The sequence below is a fragment of the Streptomyces caelestis genome (assembly GCF_014205255.1).
Classification (GTDB): Bacteria; Actinomycetota; Actinomycetes; order Streptomycetales; family Streptomycetaceae; genus Streptomyces; species Streptomyces caelestis.
Map to the genome: position 1 here is coordinate 5,666,207 of NZ_JACHNE010000001.1, position 20,169 is coordinate 5,686,375.

Genomic DNA, 20,169 nt, shown 5'->3' on the forward strand with positions numbered 1-20,169 from the left:
CCCACGAGCCGGGCGAAGTGCTGCGCATCGCCGAGGAGCTCTTCGCGCTCTCCAAGCAGGAGCAGACAGAACTCAGCCGGCTGCTGGACCGTACGCCGCTGTCCGCCCTGATCAAGGCGTCGACAGCGACGACCGGGCGCCTCGACTTCTTGTCGGCTCTGGAGCACCTCGTTTTCGAGCCTGTGGCCAAGGGGCGGGTCAAGGAACGCACCGAGCTGCACCGGATCCTGGAGAACGAGTGCTGGATCTTCGGTGAGGAGTACGGGCTGCACGTCAGCGACCGCAGTCTGAACGAGGTGCTGAGACAGCATTGTCGTCTTCTCGGTCGGGACACACCTGCACCGGCCCCTGTCCTGAGGGAGGACGGGAGCCGGGGGATCGTCGACCTGATGCTGTCCCGTGCTGCCCGGCAGCGGAAAGGGGAGCGTCACCACCTCGTGATCGAACTCAAGAGGTCGAATGTCACTCTCGGCATGTCCGAGTTCACGCAGATCAACAGCTATGCGCAAGCGGTCATGAACGACGACAGGTTCCGCGACCCCAAAGTGACCTGGGACTTCTGGCTGGTCGGCAATGCCATGGACGACGGCCTTCGCCAACTCGCCCACCAGCCGGACCGGATGCCTGGATGAACGTTCCGTTTCAACGTCTGAACTCCAAGCCGGCATACGTCCCGTCGTGCTGCTGGACCTGAGCGGCGGCCGGCAGTACGACGGGGGCGGCCGGGTCGGCAGCACGACGCCACCAACTGGCCGCCCCGGCACCCTCGCCCCGGCACCCTCCGGCCACCCCCACGTCTCCCCCGCCGGCATGAGCGCCCCTGGCAGGAGTCCGTCCCGCCAGAGCCCTTGTGCAATTCCTGTGGAGGCCTCAATCTTTCGCTCACGCGCAGATGCCGTCCGATGGTTGACATGGCCATGACCTTCGAGCGGCCGACGGGCGTGCACCACACCCCACAGCGCACCACCGATTGAGGAGGACCCCTCAGATGGCAGTGATGCGTACTCCCCACAGACTCACCCGGCGAAGACTGGCCGCGCTCGGCGCGACGGCCACCGCGGCGCTCGTCGCGAGCCTCGTCTCCGCCCTCCCCGCAGGCGCGGCCCCGGCCGCGTCCGAAGGGCGCGTCCAGTACGCGGGCGCGGCGAACGCCGTCGCCGACAGCTACATCGTGACGCTGAAGACGCAGAAAGCCGGTTCTGCCGAGGGCCGGGCCCTGGCGCACAAGTACGGCGCCGACATCGAGCGGACGTACACCAAGGCCCTGAACGGCTACGAGGTCGAGGCATCCGAGGCCGAGGCGGAACGTCTGGCCGCCGACCCGGCCGTCGCCTCCGTCGTCCAGAACAGGACGTTCCGCATCACCGGGACCCAGCCCAGCCCGCCGTCCTGGGGCCTGGACCGCATCGACCAGAAGAACCTGCCGCTGAACAGCTCGTACACCTACCCGGACACGGCGGGTGAGGGCGTCACCGCGTACGTCATCGACACCGGCGTCCGTATCACGCACAGCGACTTCGGCGGACGGGCCTCCTACGGCTACGACGCCGTCGACAACGACAACACCGCCCAGGACGGCCACGGCCACGGCACGCACGTCGCCGGTACGGTCGCCGGCGGAGCCTACGGAGTCGCCAAGAAGGCCAAGGTCGTCGGCGTCCGCGTGCTCAACAACTCCGGCCAGGGCACCACCGCGCAGGTCGTCGCGGGCATCGACTGGGTCGCCCGGAACGCCGTCAAGCCGGCCGTCGCCAACATGTCCCTCGGCGGTCCCGGCGACACGGCCATCGACACGGCCGTACGCAACGCCATCACCTCCGGCGTCACGTTCGTGGTCGCGGCCGGCAACGAGTCCAGCAACGCCTCCACCCGGTCCCCGGCGCGCGTCGCCGAGGCCGTCACGGTCGGCGCCACGACGTCCGGCGACGCGAAGGCGAGCTACTCCAACTACGGTTCGGTCCTGGACCTGTTCGCGCCCGGATCGTCCATCACCTCGGCCTGGAGCACGGGCGACTCGGCGACCAACACCATCTCCGGTACGTCGATGGCGAGCCCGCACGCCGCCGGAGCCGCCGCCCTGCACCTGGCCGACAACCCCACGGCCACGCCCGCGCAGGTCTCCGCCGCGCTGACGGCCGCCGCCACCACCGGCGTCGTCACCAGCCCCGGCACCGGCTCGCCCAACCGGCTCCTCAACGTCGGCGGCGGTACGACCACCCCGCCCGGCCCGCGCTTCGAGAACACCGCCGACCAGGCCATCGCCGACAACGCCACCGCCGAGTCCCCGGTGACCGTCTCCGGCGTCTCCGGCAACGCGCCCTCGGCCCTGGCCGTCGAGGTCCACATCGTCCACACCTACATCGGCGACCTCCAGGTCCAGCTGGTCGCCCCCGACGGCACGGCGTACACACTGAAGTCGTACGGCACCGGCGGCAGCGCGGACAACATCGACACCACGTACTCCGTGAACGCCTCCTCCGAGGCCGCCAACGGCACATGGAAGCTCCGGGTGAGCGACAACGCCCGCCTGGACACCGGGCGGATCGACGCCTGGGCACTCCAGTTCTGAACCTGCTCCGTGACCGGCCGTCAGTTACCTGACGTGTCCCGCGCGTAGACGTCCTCGTCCTCCGGGAAGGGCTTCGGGTCGGTGACCCGGCCCACCGTGAGGACGAGGCTCGTTTTTCCGGTGCCGATGCCCGGGATCTCCCGCACGGGCCCGGCCCCCGTGAGCACCCCGCGCGCCCCCACGCAGGCTCCCCGTCCCGCCGCCCCGTCGGGGTGACGGCCGAGAACAGCGTGCCCTCGCGGATCCTCGACGCCGAGCGTGCCCGTCAGGCGGTTCGCCGCATGGGCCGACGTGTCGATCCTCCGCATTCCGCCCCCGTGACCCCGCCGCTTACGATGCGCCCAGCCGTACGTCGGTTTCGCACGGCCGCTCTCTCCCACCGCCTCAGCCAGGAGCACCGTACCCGTGTCGATACCCCCGCCTCCCGGGAATCAGCAGCCCCAGGACCCGTACGGCCCGCCGCCTGCGAACCGGCCCCAGGGAGCCCAGGGTTACGGCCCCTGGGGCCACCACGGCCCCACCGGCCGCCCGTACGGGGCGCCGGTGTCCGTCAACGCGCTCGCCGTCGCCGCGCTCGTGCTCGGCGTGCTCTGCTTCCTGCCCGCCGCGGGGCTCGTGCTGGGGCTGATCGCGTTGTGGCAGATCAGGCGGAACGGGCAGAGCGGCCGGGGGCTGGCGATCGCCGGGGCCGTGTTGTCGTCCGTCGGGATCGTGCTGTGGGCGGTGACGCTGTCCACGGGCGCCCTGTCCGACGCCTGGGAGAAGTTCAAGGACGGGGCGCAGGGCAACGAGAGTCTGTCGCTGAGGAAGGGCGACTGCTTCGACGCGCCCGGCGGTCTGGAGGGCGACACCTACGACGTCGACCCGGTGTCCTGCGAAGCCGGGCACGACGGCGAGGTCTTCGCGGTCGTCACGCTGCCGGGCGGCGCGTTCCCGGGCGACGCCGAGGTCACCGACATCGCCGACGAGCGGTGCTACGAACTCCAGGACCAGTACGCCATGGACTCCTGGGCGATGCCGGCCGACGTCGACGTGTACTACCTCATGCCGTCGCGGGACAGCTGGCGTTACGGCGACCGCGCGATCACCTGCGTCTTCGGCAACACCGACGCGAAGGCCAAGCTGACCGGCTCCCTGCGCGGCGACCCCACCACACTCGACCGCGACCAGGTCGTCTTTCTGGCCACGGCCAACGCCGTGGACGCGGCGCTGTACGAGGAGCCCGACGAGACGCCCGAGGACGACCTCGCCGGCCACCGGGCCTGGGCCACGCAGGTGCACGACGTGCTCGGCGAGCAGATCGAGGCCCTGCGCGGGCACTCCTGGCCGTCCGCCGCCCGGCAGCCCGTCGCCGACCTGGTGAAGGACATGGAGGACGCCCGCGAGCAGTGGTCCAAGGCGAGCGCGGCCGGTGACGTGGACACGTACTACACGCACTACGACAAGGCGTACGAGTACGTCGACGGCCCGGCGACCGTCACCGCGCGCAAGGCCCTCGGGCTCGCGACGACGCCGCCCTCCCCGGGCGAGACCGAGGGCGGGGACTCCGAAGCCCAGGTGTGACGTCGGCTGCCGAGGTGTGACGATGGCTGTAGCGGGGAGAAAGTGCCTGCGTAAGCCCTCGGGGCCGCCATGTCATCACATCGAGTGATTCTCTGGCCTTTGCTTGCACCGCACAACCTACGGTTGCCACGCTGTTGCTGTCTGTGCAACCTGATGGGAGCGGCCAGTGACATTCGGTGAGCAGCCGGCGTACCTGCGCGTCGCGGGTGATCTCCGCAAGAAGATCGTCGACGGTCAGCTCCCTCCGCGCACCCGCCTCCCCTCCCAAGCCAGGATCCGCCAGGAGTACGGCGTCTCAGACACCGTCGCCCTGGAGGCCCGCAAGGTGCTCATGGCGGAGGGCCTGGTCGAGGGCCGCTCCGGCTCGGGGACGTATGTGCGTGAGCGGCCCGTGCCCCGGCGTATCGCCCGCTCCGGATACCGCCCGACCGGCGGGGCCACGCCGTTCCGGCAGGAGCAGGCCGACGGCGAGGGGCGCGGCACCTGGGAGTCCAGCAGCGAGCAGACCGAGGCCGGTGTCGCGGTCGCCGAGCGGCTGGACATCGAGCCGGGCGAGCGCGTGATGTGCACGAGGTACGTCTTCCGCGAGGGCGGCGAGGCGATGATGCTCTCCACCTCCTGGGAGCCGCTCGCCGTCACGGGCCGTACGCCGGTGATGCTCCCGGAGGAGGGGCCGCTCGGCGGCATGGGCGTCGTCGAGCGCATGCGCGCGATCGACGTGATCGTGGACAACGTCACCGAGGAGGTGGGCGCCCGCCCCGGGCTCGCGGAGGAGCTGCTCGTCCTCGGGGGTGTCCCCGGGCATGTGGTCCTGGTCATCCAGCGCACGTTCTACGCCTCCGGCCGCCCGGTCGAGACGGCCGACGTGGTCATCCCGGCCGATCGGTACCGGGCCGCCTACCACCTTCCGGTCAAGTAACGAACGCTCACATCCGCCCCGCGGCGCGCTCCCCGCGCGCCCCGCTCACCCGATCACCGCGGGAGCCGCCCCCGGCCGAGGTGGTCCGTGCCCCGTACCCGGCCGTCTTTCTCGCAGGTCGGCGACAGCGTCTGCGGTATGCCTCCAACCGGGTGCGTCGAGGTACAGGGACGGCGCGTTCGATGCCGTGCGCCCCCTGTGTTCTGGCTGGTTGCGTACCTCTTTGTGAAAAGCCGTATTCGCTGCGTGAAGGTTAGGCGTAGGCTCGGGCATATGCGCATTGCGGTTTCCTTATCGGGTGGGGCACGGCACAGGCCGCAGGTGGGAAGTGGAGGGGCGCGATGAACGACAGCACGATCACTCTTCCCTGGCTCGTGATACGAGAGGACGACAACGGCAACCGCTACCGGGTGGGCCGGTACGCGACCCGGGCCGAGGCCCAGCGGATCGCGGACAGCCTCGACGGCCGCGGCCACAAGCAGCTGTACTGGGTCGAGCGGCTCGGTCAGAACGGCCCGGGCGCGGCGCACGACTGACGCCGGGTGTGCCGGTGCCTGCCTGCCGGGGTCCGGCCGCGCTCCCTTAGGCTCCCCGCATGAGTGAGCGGATCGTCGTCGTGGGCGCCGCGCTGGTCGACGGCGGGCGGCTGCTGGCCGCCCGGCGCAGCGCGCCCGCCGAGTTGGCCGGGCGCTGGGAGCTGCCCGGCGGCAAGGTCGAGCCGGGGGAGACGGCGGACGCGGCGCTCGTGCGGGAGCTGCGCGAGGAACTCGGCGTCGACGCCGAGGCCGGCGAGCGCGTCCCGGGGGAGTGGCCCCTGAAGTCGCCGTACGTGCTGCGTGTGTGGACCGCGCGCCTGCGGCCCGGCTCCGCCGCCCCCGAGCCCCTTCAGGACCACGACGCACTGCGCTGGCTCCGCCCCGGCGAGATCTGGGACGTGGACTGGCTCGACCAGGATGTGCCCGCCGTGCGGCAGGCCCTCGCGCACCTGGCGCCTCTCGGCGGCCCCGGTGCGGCGGAAGTGCCCGGCGCTTGAGGTCAACCGGGGGCGTGCGAGGTCCGAAGACGGCCGCACGGGCGCCCTGTACGCCTTTCGTGCCACAGTGCGCTGCCCCGCACGATACTCCGCCCCGGATATCGGGTATGTGCCCATTAACCCCATGAAATCGGACATGGGTGGGTCTGCTGCCGGGGAAGTGATCGGCGTGATCGACACCGCAGGTGACCGCGCCGAGTGGACCTTCCCCGCCGAGCCGGGCGCCGTGCGCACCGCCCGTCAGGCCGTCCGAGGCCGGCTCCGCGGCTGGGGCCTCGGCAGTCTCGCCGACCTCACGGCGTTGTTGGTCAGCGAGTTGGTCACCAACGCCCTGCGGCACGCCACGGGCCCCATCGGTGTCCGCCTGGTCCGCCCCTCCGAACTGGACGGTGTCCTCCTGGTGGAGGTCTCCGACCCGCTCCCGGACCCGCCCCGCGAGCGCGCCGCCAGGCCCGAGGACGAGAGCGGCCGAGGGCTCCAACTGGTGGCCTCCTCCTGCCGCCGCTGGGGCACCCGGCCCGGCGGCGTGGGCAAGACCGTGTGGTTCGAAATCGCGGTTCCGGACTGAAAAATCGGTGTACGTCCGCCCTGCCGCTGTGCAGCGAATGGTTCAGGCCAGTGGCGGTTGCCGACGGACGGGATTCGACGCCGTGTCCCCTGGTTAGAAGACTGGAAGTGTTCTCACGGCGCGGTCCAAAAACCATCGGGACCGTGCTGTGATCGTGAACACCGTGTTGTGCGGCACCGTAGTGCTGGATACTGCGGGCAGCCGCCCCCGGTGACCGGTGCCGGACGCGGTGAGCTGGAGGGGACGGTTCGCGTGAGCGAGATACCAGCGAAGGCCACGGAGTCCGAGGACCCGTCGGAGGGCGCTAGGGCGATGGCCGCCGACGGCCTGGCTTCCGCGGTGGGAGGTGCGCTCGCAGCCGACGGGGTGCCGCCCGGGGACGCCATGTGGCAGAGCAGTCCCCCGGGCTCCATCTACGACTACATCAAGGTCGCGTCCTTCTCCATCGGCCCCGACGGGCTCGTCGACCAGTGGAGTCTGCGCGCCGAGCACCTCTTCGGTATCCCGGCCGAACGCGCCGTCGGCATGGACCCCATCGAGACGTTCATCGACCCGCGCCTGCGCGAGCGGGGCATGCGCAAGATGGCGGAGATCCTCGACGGCCGGGAGTGGACCGGCGTGGTGCCCTTCCGGATGCCGAAGGAGGCCGACGGGGAGTGCGGGCACGAGGGGCTTGCCGAGGTGTACGTCATGCCGACGCGCACCGAGGACGGCGAGAAGGCCGCCGTCTGCATCGTCGTCGACGTGCGCACGCTGCGCAGCATCGAGACCGACCTCGCCGCCTCGCAGGCCATTTTCAGTCAATCCCCGTTCGGTTTCCTGCTGATCGACCCCGACCTGCGGGTCCGCCGCGCCAACCAGCGGTTCGCGTCCATCTTCGGCGGCACGCCCGACGACCACCGCGGCAAGGGCGTCCACGACTACCTCCAGCGCGGCGAGGCCGAGCGGATCGCCGCCACGCTGCGCCGCGTGCTGGAGACCGGCAACTCCATCACGGACATGCACGTCACGGGCTTCGTGCCGAATTCCGACGAGCGCCGCCACTGGTCCGTCAACCTCTATCGCGTGCACAGCGGTTCGGGCCGGCCGATCGGGATCGCCTGGCTCGGCACGGACATCACCTCGCGCCGCGCCGCCGCCCGCGAGGCCGCCGCCGCCCGGCGCAACCTCGCCCTGCTGAACGAGGCCGGCGCCCGCATCGGCAACTCCCTCGACCTGGAGACCACGGCCCGGCAGCTCCTCGACGTCGTCGTGCCCGGCTTCTGCGACCTGGCCACCGTCGACCTCTACCAGGGCCTGCTGGTCGGCGACGAGACCCCGCCCGGGCTCGCCGACGGCAGCGCCGAACTGCGCCGGGTGGCCTTCGCCAGCGCCGTATCGGACGCGCCCTTCACCGGGACCGGCGTGCCCGTCGCGGTCGGCGCCGTCCACCACTACCCGTTCAACTCGCCCTGCGCGGACGCCCTGCGCACGGCCCGCCCGCAGACCGTTCCCCCCGAGGACGGCGGACTCGTGCAGTCCACGCTCGCCGTGCCGATGGTCGCCCACGACACCGTCGTCGGGCTGGTGCAGTTCGCCCGGGCGAAGGGCAGCGAGCCGTTCGGCGACCGCGACCGGGACCTGGCCGTCGAACTCGCCGCGCGCGCCGCCGTCTGCATCGACAACGCCCGCCTCTACCGGCGTGAGCACGAACGCGCGTTGATACTGCAACGGTCCCTGCTCCCGCCCGGCGACCCGGAGGCCTCCGGCCTCGACATCGCCTGCCGCTATCTGCCCGGCAACGCCAACACCGGCCGGCCCAGCGAGGTCGGCGGCGACTGGTTCGACGTCATAGAACTCCCCGGGCACCGCACCGCGCTGGTCGTCGGCGACGTGATGGGCCGCGGCCTGCGCGCCGCCGTCGCCATGGGCGAACTCCGCACGGCCGTACGCACCCTGGCGCAGCTCGACATAGAACCGGCCGAGGTGCTCTCCCAGTTGGACGAGATCGCCCGCGGCCTCGGCGCACCCGGCGGTGTCCAGCAGGCGACCAGGGCGGCCCGCCGCCCCCGCGAGGCGGACCTCTCCGAGGTGTACCTCGCCACCTGCGTCTACGCCGTCTACGACTCCGTCACCCGGCGCTGCACCTTCGCCAACGCGGGCCATCTGCCGCCCGTCCTGGTCGAACCGGGCGAGCCGGCCCTGATGCTCGACGTGCCGCCGGGCCTGCCGCTCGGCGTCGGCGGCGAGCCCTTCGAGGAGGTCGAGGTCGAACTGCCCGAAGGCGCCCTGCTCGCGCTCTACACGGATGGACTGGTCGAAAGCCGCGACCACCCCCTGGACGAGGGGCTCCAGGCCTTCGTCAGCGCCCTGTCCGACCCCACCCAGCCGCTGGAGGACGTCTGCGACCACGTCCTCAACACCCTCGACTCCCACCACGGCGAGGACGACATCGCGCTGCTGATGGCACGTGTACAGGGCCTGCCCACCGAGTCCGTCGGCGACTGGACCCTGCCGCGCGAGCCGCGCAGCGTGGGCCGGGCCCGCGAGTACGCGCGTGCCCAGCTGCTCAGCTGGGACATGGAACCCCTGGTCGACACCACGGAGCTCCTGGTCAGCGAACTCGTCACCAACGCCCTGCGCTACGGCGAGGGCGAGATCCGGCTCCGTCTGCTGCTGGACCGCACTCTGGTCTGTGAGGTCTGGGACTCCGGCCTGGTCCAGCCTCGCCGCCGCCGCGCCCGCGACACCGACGAGGGGGGCCGCGGCCTCCAGCTGGTCGGCCTCCTCAGCGCCGCGTGGGGCTCCCGCCGCACGCCCCGGGGCAAGACGGTCTGGTTCGAACTGCCCCTCCCCGGCGGGGAAACGGCCCTGACGGATCCGGCGGAGGCGCTGCTGAGCCTGTTCTGATCGCAACCGGACATCGGTACGGATCGTCCTCCCCGGCGACATCATCCGCATCACCGGGGGAGACGGCATGGACCGCACGGAAGGCACGACCCCGACAGAGGCGGCAGCCGCCGAAGGTGCCGCGCAGGACGCTCCCGCACCCGACAGTGGAAAGGGCAGAGGGCGTCGGCGCTGGATCAGACGCACGGCACTCGCCGTGGTCCTGGTCCTCCTGGTCCCTCTCCCGTCGGTTCTGACGGCCCTCCGCATCAACTACATGGGCGACCCGGCGGACGGCACGTACACCCGGAACCGCGACGCCCTCTGGCTCGGCCACGCCTGGGTCGACGGCCGCAAGAAGGACGCCGACGTCACCGCCCTGGCCCGCCGCCTGCAAGGCACCGGCATCCGCGACCTGTACGTCCACTCCGGCCCGCTGGAGCACAACGGCACGCTCCCCAAGTCCGTCTATCCGCGAGCTCGTTGGTTCATCGACGCCGTACACGAGAAACTCCCCGGCATCCGCGTCCAGGCCTTCCTCGGCGACGTCCTCGCCACCGAGGGCCCTGACGGCATGCGCCTGGAGAACGCGGACACCCGCGCCGCCGTCGTCCGCTCCGCCCGCCAGGTCCTGGGCACCGGCTACGAAGGCATCCATCTCGACCTGGAGCCCCTCCACTCCGGCGACCGCGACTACCTCGGCCTCCTCGACGCCCTGCGCCGCGAGACCCGCTCCCGGGGCGCCCTCCTCTCCGTCGCCGCCCACCAGATCGACCCGCTCCCGGCCCTGCACTCCCTCTCCGGGACCTTCACCGACCACCCCAAGTGGTGGTCGCAGGAGTTCTTCGGCCAGGTCGCCCGCCGCGTCGACCAGATCGCCGTGATGTCGTACGACACCGCGCAGCCGCTGGAGAGCACCTACGGCGGCTACGTCGCCCAGCAGACCTCCCTCGCCCTGGAGGTCACCCCGCCCTCCACCGACCTGCTGATGGGCCTGCCCTTCTACTGGGAGAGCAACTTCGACCACTGGGGCCACGCCGAGACCGTCCCCGCCGCAGTCCGGGGCGTCCGCCTGGGCCTGTCCCGCACGGACGCCGACCGCACCCGCTTCGGCGTCGCGCTGTACATCGACTTCGCCGCGAGCGAGGCGGACTGGCGGGCGTACAAGGGAGACTGGGTGCGGTGACCAAGGCCCGAAGACACCTGCGTCTCTCCCGCCTGTCGATGCCCCTCGGCATGGTCTCGGGGCCGCCGGCGCTCATCGAGGGCGACTTCCCGCACCCGGAGCGGATGCGGGAGGGCGCGGAGCACAACCTCCGGCAGGCGCTCAGCCTGAAGAACGCCGCTTGATCTTCGAGCCCAGCCACACCAGCGGGTCGTACTTGCGGTCGATCGCCCGTTCCTTCAGGGGGATCAGCGCGTTGTCCGTGATCTTGATGCCCTCCGGGCAGACCTCCGTACAGCACTTGGTGATGTTGCAGTAGCCCAGGCCGTGTTCGTCCTGGGCAGTGGTCTTGCGGTCCAGACCCGACTCCGCCGCCGCGTCCAGCGGGTGCATGTCCAGCTCCGCCACCCGCATCAGGAAACGGGGACCCGCGAACGCCTGCTTGTTCTCCTCGTGGTCGCGGACCACGTGGCAGGTGTCCTGGCACAGGAAGCACTCGATGCACTTGCGGAACTCCTGCGGGCGGTCCACGTCCTCCTGCATCATGCGGTACTCACCGGGGCCGAGACCGGGCGGCGGGACGAAGGCCGGGACCTCCCGGGCCTTGGCGTAGTTGAAGCCGACGTCGGTGACCAGGTCGCGGATCACCGGGAAGGCCCGCAGGGGCGTCACCGTGATCGTCTCCTCCCGGTCGAACACCGACATGCGCGTCATGCACAACAGCCGCGGCCGGCCGTTGATCTCGGCGGAGCACGAACCGCACTTGCCCGCCTTGCAGTTCCAGCGCACGGCGAGATCGGGGGTCTGGGTGGCCTGGAGGCGGTGGATGATGTCGAGCACCACCTCGCCGTCGTTGACCTCGACCTCGAAGTCCTCCAGGCCGCCGCCTCCCACGTCACCGCGCCACACCTTGAAGTGGGCCGTGTAGCTGCTCATTCGTACAGCTCCTCTTCGGCGAGGTACTTGACCAGCTCCTCCTTGTCGAAGAGGGCGAGCAGGTCGGCACGGACGGGTTCGGTGGTCTCCCGGGTGAGGGTGATCTGGCCACGGACCGGGTCCGTGGCCGCCAGACCGCCCGCCGGGTCGGTGAGCGCGCACAGCAGGTTGATCCGGCGCCACTTGCGGTCCATCCCCGGATGGTCCTCCCGGGTGTGCCCGCCGCGCGACTCGGTGCGCTCCAGCGCGGCCCGGGCCACGCACTCGCTGACCAGCAGCATGTTCCTGAGGTCCAGGGCGAGGTGCCAGCCCGGGTTGAACTGCCGGTGCCCCTCGACACCGGCCCGTCGCGCCCGGACCCGCAGCTCGGCCAGCTTCTCCAGGGCCTGCTGCATCTCCGGCTCGCGGCGGATGATGCCGACCAGGTCGTTCATCGTCTGCTGGAGTTCCTGGTGCAGGGTGTAGGGGTTCTCCGGCGGGCCGCCCTTCGGCTCCTCGATCTCCGCTTCGGCGGAGAAGGGCCGCAGGGCCTCGGCGGCGGCGGAGTCGATCTGGCCGTCGTCCACGGCGGGCCGCGCCCCGGCCAGCCCCGCCGCGTACTCGGCCGCGTGCCAGCCCGCCCGGCGCCCGAACACCAGCAGATCCGACAGGGAGTTGCCGCCGAGCCGGTTGGAGCCGTGCATGCCGCCGGCGACCTCACCGGCCGCGTACAACCCGGGCACCCCGCGGGCCGCCGCCGTGTCGGACTCGACCGCGATGCCGCCCATCACGTAGTGACAGGTGGGCCCGACCTCCATCGCCTCCGCCGTGATGTCGACGTCCGCCAGCTCCTTGAACTGGTGGTACATCGACGGCAGCCGCCGCTTGATGACCTCGGCGGGCATCCGGGTCGACACGTCGAGGAAGACGCCCCCGTGCGGGGAGCCCCGGCCCTCCTTCACCTCGGAGTTGATCGCCCGCGCGACCTCGTCGCGGGGGAGCAGCTCGGGGGGACGACGGTTGTGGTCCGGGTCGTCGTACCAGCGGTCGGCCTCGTCCTCGGTCTCGGCGTACTTGTCCTTGAAGACGTCGGGGATGTAGTCGAACATGAACCGCTTGCCGTCGGAGTTGCGCAGCACCCCGCCGTCGCCGCGCACCGACTCGGTGACGAGGATGCCCTTCACCGACGGCGGCCAGACCATGCCCGTCGGGTGGAACTGCACGAACTCCATGTTGAGCAGGGGAGCGCCCGCGAGGAGGGCCAGCGCGTGGCCGTCACCCGTGTACTCCCACGAGTTCGACGTCACCTTGAACGACTTGCCGATGCCACCGGTGGCGATCACGACGGCCGGTGCCTCCAGGACGAAGAAGCGGCCCGACTCGCGCTCGTAGCCGAAGACGCCGGAGACGCGCCCGCCCTCCTTGAGGACCCGGGTGACCGTGCACTCCTGGAAGACCCTCAGCCGGGACTCGTAGTCGCCGGTCTCCTTGAAGTCCTCCTGCTGGAGCGCGACGATCTTCTGCTGGAGGGTGCGGATCAGCTCCAGGCCCGTGCGGTCGCCGACGTGCGCGAGGCGCGGGTACTCGTGGCCGCCGAAGTTGCGCTGGGAGATCCGGCCGTCCTTGGTGCGGTCGAACAGCGCCCCCCAGGTCTCCAGCTCCCACACCCGCTGCGGCGCCTCCTGCGCGTGCAGCTCGGCCATCCGCCACTGGTTGAGGAACTTGCCGCCGCGCATGGTGTCGCGGAAGTGGACCCGCCAGTTGTCGTTCTCGTTGGCGTTGGCCATCGCCGCCGCGATGCCGCCCTCGGCCATCACCGTGTGCGCCTTGCCGAACAGCGACTTGCAGATCACGGCCGTACGGGCGCCCCGCTCACGTGCCTCGATGGCGGCGCGCAGCCCGGCACCGCCGGCGCCCACCACGACGACGTCCCATTCCTGCCGGTCGACCACGGACATCAGAACGCACCCCTCATCAGAAGAACCGCGGATCGTCGAAGGCACCGGACGCGACCAGGTAGACGTAGAAGTCGGCGAGCGCCACGCTCACCAGCGACGCCCAGGCGAGCAGCATGTGCCGGGCGTTGAGCTTCCCCACCCACTGCCACATCCGGTAGCGCACGGGATGCTTGGAGAAGTGCTTGAGCTTGCCGCCGACGATGTGCCGGCAGGAGTGGCAGGACAGCGTGTACGCCCAGATCAGCACGATGTTGACCAGGAACACGAGGGTGCCGAGGCCCATGTGGCCCCACTCGTAGTTCTCGTCGCGGAAGGCGAGCACGGTGTCGTAGGTGAGGATCCCGGCGACGAGGAGCGCGGCATAGAAGAAGTACCGGTGGATGTTCTGGAGCACCAGCGGGAAGCGGGTCTCGCCCGTGTACTTCCGGTGCGGCTCGGCCACCGCGCAGGCCGGCGGGGACGCCCAGAAACCCCGGTAGTAGGCCTTGCGGTAGTAGTAGCAGGTCAGACGGAAGCCGAGCGGGAAGATCAGGATGATGATCGCGGGGGAGATCCCCCACCAGCCGCCGAAGATCTCCCAGTTCGGGCCGGCCTTCATCGGCTCGCAGTTCTCCGCCAGGCAGGGGGAGTAGAAGGGCGAGACGTACGGCGCCGCGTAGTAGTCGGCGTTCGCGAAGGCCCGCCAGGTCGAGTAGACGATGAAGGCCAGCAGACCGGCGACCGTGCCGGCCGGGGCCAGCCACCAGCGGTCGGTGCGCAGGTGCGGGGCGTCGATCGCGGCGCGCGTACCCGCCCGTACGCCGCCGCTTCGGGGGTGGGGTTCGGTGGCGGGAGGTTCCGTACCAGTGGCCACTGTGACGACTCCGGTCGGTTCGGGGGAGGTGCCGGTCGCTCGACGCCCTCCCGGTCAGGGGGCGCGCCGGTCCCGGGCGCCGAGCCCCTCGTCGTCCGAGTCGACCCACAGCGCGGGGTCGTACGGCGCGTCCGAGATGGTGACGAGGTCGGGGCGTTTCGGCGCGGCCGGCGTGGCGGCGGCGTCGCGCAGCAGGGCGACGCTCTCACGCAGGTGGTTGGCGTCGGCACGGACGCGGCGCATCTCCAGGCCGCCGGTGCCGAGCTGCTTCTCCAGGCGTCCCAGCGAGCGGAACAGCTCGTCGAGGCTGCGTTGGACTGACGTCAGTTCGTCGTGAACGGACATGACTTGCCCTCACTTCCGCGGGTCCTTCGAGGCCCAAGGCGGCAACGTTCATGCGCCTGCGAGTGTTGCGCGTCACACCTTGTGCTGTGAAGGGATGTGCATCGATTGGCCGAGGCGCGCGGGTGCACCCTGCGGTGCGCTGCGCCGCACGGGTGACATCCCACCCGTGGCCGCCGTGTCGCCCTGTGTTGCCGAACCCTTTCCTCTTCAGTGGCCGCATACATCAGATGAACTCCAAATACCGCCAAAAGTGATCATAACGCCCGCGGCTTCCCGGAGGTAGCACAGATGTCCCAGCACGGCGTCGGCCCGCGTGCGGTCACGCGCTCGGTCGCCCTCCTCACGGCGGGCGTGCTCGCGGTGCCCGCGCTCGCCGGATGCGGCTCCGATGACCCCGCGGGCACGCCGCTCGCCGCACCGGACATCCAGCCCGCGGGCCGGGACCGGATCGCCGACGGCGGCACCCTGCGCTGGGCCGTGGACTCCGTGCCCGACACCCTGAACACCTTCCAGTCGGACGCCGACACCACCACCACCCGCGTCGCCCAGGCCGTCCTGCCGTCGATGTTCCGGATGGACGCCAGGGGCCGGCCCGAGCGCAACCCGGACTACCTGGAATCCGCCAAGGCCGTCGAGACCGAGCCCAAGCAGGTCGTCCTGTACAAGCTGAACCAGCAGGCCGTCTGGAGCGACGGCCGGGAGATCGGCGCCGCCGACTTCGCCGCCCAGTGGCGCGCCCTGTCCGGCAAGGACACCGCCTACTGGACCGCCCGCAACGCCGGCTACGAGCGCATCCAGAAGATCGAGCGCGGGGACAACGCCCTGGAGGTCAAGGTCACCTTCAGCCGCCCCTACGCCGACTGGCGGTCGCTGTTCTCGCCGCTGTACCCCAAGGACGTCATGGGCACCCCCGACTCCTTCAACGACGGGGCACGCAAGAAGCTCGAGGTCACCGCCGGTCCCTTCACGGTGAAGAAGGTCGACCGCGAGGCCGACGAGATCACTCTTGCCCGCAATCCGCGCTGGTGGGGCGAGCCGGCCAAGCTCTCCGAGATCGTGCTGCGCACCGTGCCGCGCGACAAGCGGGCCGCCGAGCTGGCAGCCGGCACCCTCGACATGGCCGAGATCGACCCCTCCGCGGCCCGCCGCATCACCGTCACCGCCCGGCCGCGCAGCTCCAGCAGCCCGCTGATGGGCCCCGGCGCCGACCGGTCCGCCGCGGACGCCCTGCGCTCCTGGGCCGTCGCCAACGGCACCGACGGGGACGCCGCCGACCAGGAGACCGTCGCCCGCAAGAAGCTGCGCAAGGCGGCCGCCGAGTACGCCCGGCAGCAGCAGGCCCTGCGCGCCTTCGAGGTGCGCAAGTCCCTGGAACCCGCCTACACCCAGCTCGCCCTCAACGGCGCCGAGGGCCCGCTCGCCGACGAGCGCGTCCGCAGGGCCGTCGCCCGCGCCCTGGACCGCGAGGAACTGGCCGAGGCCGTCCTGAAGCCCCTGGGCCTGCCCGCCGTCCCGGTCGGCAGCCACCTGGCCCTCTCCGGTCAGGCCGCCTACGCCGACAACAGCGGCGCCCTCGGCGGCCAGGACACCAAGGAGGCCCAGGCCCTGCTGGCGGACGCCGGGTGGGTACGTGGCGGCCCGGTCAAGGAACAGAAGAAGAAGGAGAAGGAGAAGGCCGCCGGCCCGGAGGGCGAGAAGGCCGGCTCCTCCCATGAAAAACCGGACGACGACGGCACGTACATCGTCGGCGAGGACAACAAGGCCCACCGCGGGCCGGACCTCGCCGAGCACCTCGCCCAGGACGGCAAGCAGTACGAGCACCCGAACCAGGGCGGCGCCCCCGGCGCGTACGCCCCGAAGGGCACCGCCGCCCCGGCCAACCAGGAGGCCGCCCGGCTCGCCAAGAACGGCAAGGCACTCACCCTCCGCTTCGTGCTCCCCTCCGGGCCCGGCTCCCGGACGCTGCGCACGGTCGCCGACCGCATCGCCCGCATGCTGGAGCGCGTCGGCATCGGCACGGACATCTCCAAGGTCTCCGACGAGTCCTACTTCAAGGACCACATCGCCTCCGGCCAGTACGACCTCGCCCTGTACTCCTGGCCCGCCACCGCCTTCCCCGCCACCGACGCCCGCCCCATCTACGCCAAGCCCGTTGCGGCCGCCGACGGCTCCCTGAACGTCGAGCAGAACTACACCCGCGTCGGCACCGACCAGGTCGACCAGCTCTTCGACGAGGCCGTGTCCACCCTCGACGAGGGCGAGTCCCGCTCCCTGATCCGCAAGGCCGACTCCCGCATCTGGGCGGCGGCCGGCTCCATCCCCCTCTTCCAGCGCCCCCAGCTCATCGCGGCCCGCAAGAACCTCGTGAACACCGGTGCCTTCGGTTTCGGCACCCCGGTCTTCGAGGACATGGGCTTCCTGAAGAAGGGCGCGAAGCCGGCGGCGGGCCCGTCGGCGAAGGGATCAACCGCCCCGTAGCTCAGGGAACGCTCAAACGCCTTGCCGTCCCCGCCCGGCGCCCGCACCATGAACGCAGCAGTGATCATGGTGCGGGCGCCGGGCGTCCGCGCGCGGGGGACGGGAGCCGGCGGATGCGCGGCACGGTACGGCGGGCCTGCGCGGCCGGGCTGGTCATCGGGGTGCTGGTGACGGGGCTGACGGCATGCTCGGGAGACGACAGGGCACCCAGGGCCGGCGAAACCGACAGGGCCGTCAGGAAGACCTGCGCGGACGGCACCTTCGCCTGGTCCCGGGTCACGGAGCGGGACCGGCTGACCGGCGTCTCGGACCCCGAGCGGCTGGGCACGGGCGGCGGCAGGCTGCACCACTCGATGCGGCGGGTGTACACCCCCAGACCCTCGGTGCGCGCCGACGGACCGGCCCCCTCCGCCGCCGAGATCCTCTTCTCGCTCGGCAAGAAGACCGGCGAGATCGACTCCGACGCACGCACCCTGGCGGAGGCCGGTGGCGACACCTGGTCGTTCACCGACGTCCGGCTCCCGGCCCCCGAGCTCGACGAGGAGCGCACCGCGCCAGGCGCCGCGGGCGAGTACGTCCAGTACGCCGGTGTGAGGGAAGTGGCGGCGGACTTCCGCTACACGTGCCCGGACGGCAGGACCGTCTCCGGCCACGCCCGGAACTGGACGGTCGACCTCGGCGGCCTGATGGACTGCGAGGAGAAGACCGACTCAGCCCTGGCCCGCGAGGCGGCCCGGTATTCCTGCGAAGAGGGCAGCGCGGACACTCCCGGCCCGTCCGGCGCATGAGGGCGGCCGATCAGGCCGAACCGGGGGTCGCAAAAGGCTCTGACCTGCACCGACGTATCCCGGCTAACCCCTACAGGCGAGGACCCGTACCATGGGGTGAGGCCGTGGCATGTTGAGCCCGGCAGGGCCCGCGCACCACCGATGTACGCGCAGGGCATTCCTCACACTCCGGGAGTACGCCTTCTTATGGCCACGCGCCACGACATCCGCAACGTCGCCATCGTCGCCCACGTCGACCACGGCAAGACCACCATCGTCGACGGCATGCTGAAGCAGGCCGGCGCCTTCGCCGCCCACCAGCTCGAAGGCGTCGACGACCGCATGATGGACTCGAACGACCTGGAGCGTGAGAAGGGCATCACGATCCTGGCCAAGAACACGGCGGTGAAGTACCACCCGAAGGACGGGGGGGACGTCATCACCATCAACATCATCGACACCCCCGGTCACGCCGACTTCGGCGGCGAGGTGGAGCGTGGTCTGTCGATGGTCGACGGTGTCGTCCTGCTCGTGGACGCCTCCGAGGGCCCGCTCCCGCAGACCCGCTTCGTGCTGCGCAAGGCGCTCCAGCAGAGGCTGCCCGTCATCCTGTGCATCAACAAGACGGACCGCCCGGACTCCCGGATCGACGAGGTCGTCAACGAGACGTACGACCTCTTCCTCGACCTGGACGCCGACGAGGAGCAGATCGAGTTCCCGATCGTCTACGCCTGCGGCCGCGACGGCATCGCCTCGCTGACCAAGCCGGACAACGGCACGGTCCCGCCGGACTCCACCAGCCTGGAGCCGTTCTTCTCCACGATCCTGGCGCACATCCCGGCGCCGACCTACGACGAGGCCGCCCCGCTCCAGGCCCACGTCACCAACCTGGACGCCGACAACTTCCTCGGCCGTATCGCGCTGCTCCGTGTCGAGCAGGGCGAACTGCGCAAGGGCCAGACGGTCGCGTGGATGAAGCGCGACGGGTCCGTCAGCAACGTCCGCATCACCGAGCTGATGATGACCGAGGCGCTCACCCGCAAGCCGGCCGAGATGGCCGGCCCCGGTGACATCTGCGCGGTCGCCGGTATCCCGGACATCATGATCGGCGAGACCCTGGCCGACCCGGAGAACCCGGTCGCGCTGCCGCTGATCACGGTCGACCAGCCCGCGATCTCCATGGTCATCGGCACCAACACCTCCCCGCTGGTCGGCCGTGGCGCCACCGGCAAGGGCGCCGACAACAAGGCGGCCGTCAAGGACCGCAAGGTCACCGCCCGCCAGGTCAAGGACCGCCTCGACCGCGAGCTGATCGGTAACGTCAGCCTTCGCGTGCTGGACACCGAGCGCCCGGACGCCTGGGAGGTGCAGGGCCGTGGTGAGCTGGCGCTGGCCATCCTGGTCGAGACGATGCGCCGGGAGGGCTTCGAGCTGACCATCGGCAAGCCGCAGGTCGTCACCAAGGACATCGACGGCAAGGTCCACGAGCCGGTCGAGCGCATGACGATCGACGTGCCCGAGGAGCACATGGGCGCCGTCACGCAGCTCATGGGTGTCCGCAAGGGCCGCATGGACAACATGTCCAACCACGGCTCCGGCTGGGTCCGCATGGAGTTCGTCGTACCCTCGCGCGGTCTCATCGGCTTCCGGACCGAGTTCCTGACCCAGACCCGCGGCACGGGCATCGGCCACTCCATCCACGAGGGCTTCGAGCCCTGGTTCGGCACCCTCCAGACCCGTAACAACGGCTCGCTGGTCGCCGACCGTTCCGGTGCGGTCACCGCGTTCGCGATGACCAACCTCCAGGAGCGCGGCGTGCTCTTCGTGGAGCCGGGCACCGAGGTGTACGAGGGCATGATCGTCGGAGAGAACTCCCGCGCCGACGACATGGACGTCAACATCACCAAGGAGAAGAAGCTCACCAACATGCGGTCGTCCTCGGCCGACTCGTTCGAGGCGATCGTCCCGCCGCGCAAGCTGTCGCTGGAGCAGTCCCTGGAGTTCTGCCGCGACGACGAGTGCGTCGAGGTCACCCCGGAGGCCGTGCGCATCCGCAAGGTGAACCTGGACGCCCGCGAGCGCGCCCGCGCCGCGAGCCGCGCCAAGCACGGCTGACGCCTGCCGTTCGACGACACCGGGCACCCCGCGAGGCGGGGTGCCCGGTGTCG

General features: G+C 71.0%; 18 protein-coding genes. 13 read left to right on the plus strand and 5 right to left on the minus strand.

Annotation, left to right across the window (positions count from 1 at the left end; genetic code table 11):
• Positions 1 to 17: 17 nt before the first annotated feature.
• The gene (locus tag HDA41_RS41565; protein WP_230299430.1) at positions 18 to 632 is read left to right on the plus strand and encodes a hypothetical protein; all 615 of its coding nucleotides are present in this window, start codon (positions 18 to 20) and stop codon (positions 630 to 632) included.
• Positions 633 to 988: 356 nt separating this feature from the next.
• Positions 989 to 2,569, plus strand: a complete 1,581-nt coding sequence (locus tag HDA41_RS26090; protein WP_184987711.1) for a S8 family peptidase — start codon at positions 989 to 991, stop codon at positions 2,567 to 2,569.
• A gap of 20 nt (positions 2,570 to 2,589) precedes the next feature.
• On the opposite strand, the gene HDA41_RS26095 is transcribed toward HDA41_RS26090, so the two are convergent.
• Positions 2,590 to 2,877: a hypothetical protein gene (locus HDA41_RS26095; RefSeq protein ID WP_184987713.1), complete on the minus strand. Its 288-nt coding sequence runs from the start codon at positions 2,875 to 2,877 to the stop codon at positions 2,590 to 2,592.
• Positions 2,878 to 2,974: 97 nt separating this feature from the next.
• On the opposite strand from HDA41_RS26095, the gene HDA41_RS26100 reads away from it, so the two are divergent.
• The 8 genes from HDA41_RS26100 (at position 2,975) to HDA41_RS26135 (ending at position 10,870) form a co-directional block, all read left to right on the plus strand.
• Positions 2,975 to 4,132 (plus strand): DUF4190 domain-containing protein, encoded by a 1,158-nt coding sequence (locus HDA41_RS26100; RefSeq protein ID WP_184987715.1) that lies wholly within the window; start codon positions 2,975 to 2,977, stop codon positions 4,130 to 4,132.
• 166 nt (positions 4,133 to 4,298) lie between these two features.
• On the plus strand, positions 4,299 to 5,051 hold the full coding sequence (locus HDA41_RS26105; protein WP_184987717.1) for a GntR family transcriptional regulator: 753 nt from the start codon (positions 4,299 to 4,301) through the stop codon (positions 5,049 to 5,051).
• Positions 5,052 to 5,392: 341 nt separating this feature from the next.
• A complete protein-coding gene (locus HDA41_RS26110) occupies positions 5,393 to 5,587 on the plus strand; it encodes an SPOR domain-containing protein (RefSeq protein WP_184987718.1) in 195 nt (64 codons plus the stop codon).
• A gap of 59 nt (positions 5,588 to 5,646) precedes the next feature.
• Positions 5,647 to 6,084, plus strand: coding sequence for a (deoxy)nucleoside triphosphate pyrophosphohydrolase (locus HDA41_RS26115; protein ID WP_184987720.1), 438 nt, complete (start codon positions 5,647 to 5,649; stop codon positions 6,082 to 6,084).
• A gap of 124 nt (positions 6,085 to 6,208) precedes the next feature.
• Complete coding sequence (locus tag HDA41_RS26120; RefSeq protein WP_184987722.1) at positions 6,209 to 6,652, plus strand: ATP-binding protein; 444 nt, start codon at positions 6,209 to 6,211, stop codon at positions 6,650 to 6,652.
• A gap of 252 nt (positions 6,653 to 6,904) precedes the next feature.
• Entirely contained in the window at positions 6,905 to 9,541 is a 2,637-nt protein-coding gene (locus HDA41_RS26125) for a SpoIIE family protein phosphatase (RefSeq protein WP_184987724.1), read from the plus strand.
• Positions 9,542 to 9,608: 67 nt separating this feature from the next.
• Positions 9,609 to 10,706 (plus strand): glycoside hydrolase family 18 protein, encoded by a 1,098-nt coding sequence (locus tag HDA41_RS26130; RefSeq protein ID WP_184987726.1) that lies wholly within the window; start codon positions 9,609 to 9,611, stop codon positions 10,704 to 10,706.
• Entirely contained in the window at positions 10,703 to 10,870 is a 168-nt protein-coding gene (locus HDA41_RS26135; RefSeq protein WP_184987728.1) for a hypothetical protein, read from the plus strand. The genes HDA41_RS26130 and HDA41_RS26135 overlap by 4 nt, the downstream gene beginning before the upstream one ends.
• On the opposite strand, the gene HDA41_RS26140 is transcribed toward HDA41_RS26135, so the two are convergent.
• From HDA41_RS26140 to HDA41_RS26155, 4 genes are read right to left on the minus strand one after another with little or no spacing between them, the layout of a single operon-like run.
• Positions 10,848 to 11,621, minus strand: a complete 774-nt coding sequence (locus HDA41_RS26140) for a succinate dehydrogenase/fumarate reductase iron-sulfur subunit (RefSeq protein ID WP_184987730.1) — start codon at positions 11,619 to 11,621, stop codon at positions 10,848 to 10,850. The two genes, HDA41_RS26135 and HDA41_RS26140, sit on opposite strands and share 23 nt — an antisense overlap.
• Positions 11,618 to 13,558, minus strand: coding sequence for a fumarate reductase/succinate dehydrogenase flavoprotein subunit (locus HDA41_RS26145; RefSeq protein WP_184987732.1), 1,941 nt, complete (start codon positions 13,556 to 13,558; stop codon positions 11,618 to 11,620). Before HDA41_RS26145 ends, HDA41_RS26140 begins: the two co-directional genes overlap by 4 nt.
• A gap of 16 nt (positions 13,559 to 13,574) precedes the next feature.
• Positions 13,575 to 14,411 carry a succinate dehydrogenase subunit SdhC gene (gene sdhC / locus HDA41_RS26150; RefSeq protein ID WP_184987734.1) on the minus strand — a complete coding sequence of 279 codons (837 nt, stop codon included), beginning with the start codon at positions 14,409 to 14,411 and terminating at the stop codon, positions 13,575 to 13,577.
• Between the two features lie 54 nt (positions 14,412 to 14,465).
• A complete protein-coding gene (locus HDA41_RS26155) occupies positions 14,466 to 14,756 on the minus strand; it encodes an Rv0250c family protein (RefSeq protein WP_059424348.1) in 291 nt (96 codons plus the stop codon).
• 288 nt (positions 14,757 to 15,044) lie between these two features.
• Here HDA41_RS26155 and HDA41_RS26160 point away from each other — a divergent pair, with 288 nt between their 5' ends.
• The 3 genes from HDA41_RS26160 (at position 15,045) to typA (ending at position 20,116) form a co-directional block, all read left to right on the plus strand.
• Positions 15,045 to 17,234: an ABC transporter family substrate-binding protein gene (locus HDA41_RS26160; RefSeq protein ID WP_184987736.1), complete on the plus strand. Its 2,190-nt coding sequence runs from the start codon at positions 15,045 to 15,047 to the stop codon at positions 17,232 to 17,234.
• 113 nt (positions 17,235 to 17,347) lie between these two features.
• Positions 17,348 to 18,022, plus strand: a complete 675-nt coding sequence (locus tag HDA41_RS26165; protein ID WP_184987738.1) for a hypothetical protein — start codon at positions 17,348 to 17,350, stop codon at positions 18,020 to 18,022.
• Between the two features lie 186 nt (positions 18,023 to 18,208).
• The gene (typA, locus tag HDA41_RS26170) at positions 18,209 to 20,116 is read left to right on the plus strand and encodes a translational GTPase TypA (protein WP_184987740.1); all 1,908 of its coding nucleotides are present in this window, start codon (positions 18,209 to 18,211) and stop codon (positions 20,114 to 20,116) included.
• Positions 20,117 to 20,169 lie beyond the last annotated feature (53 nt).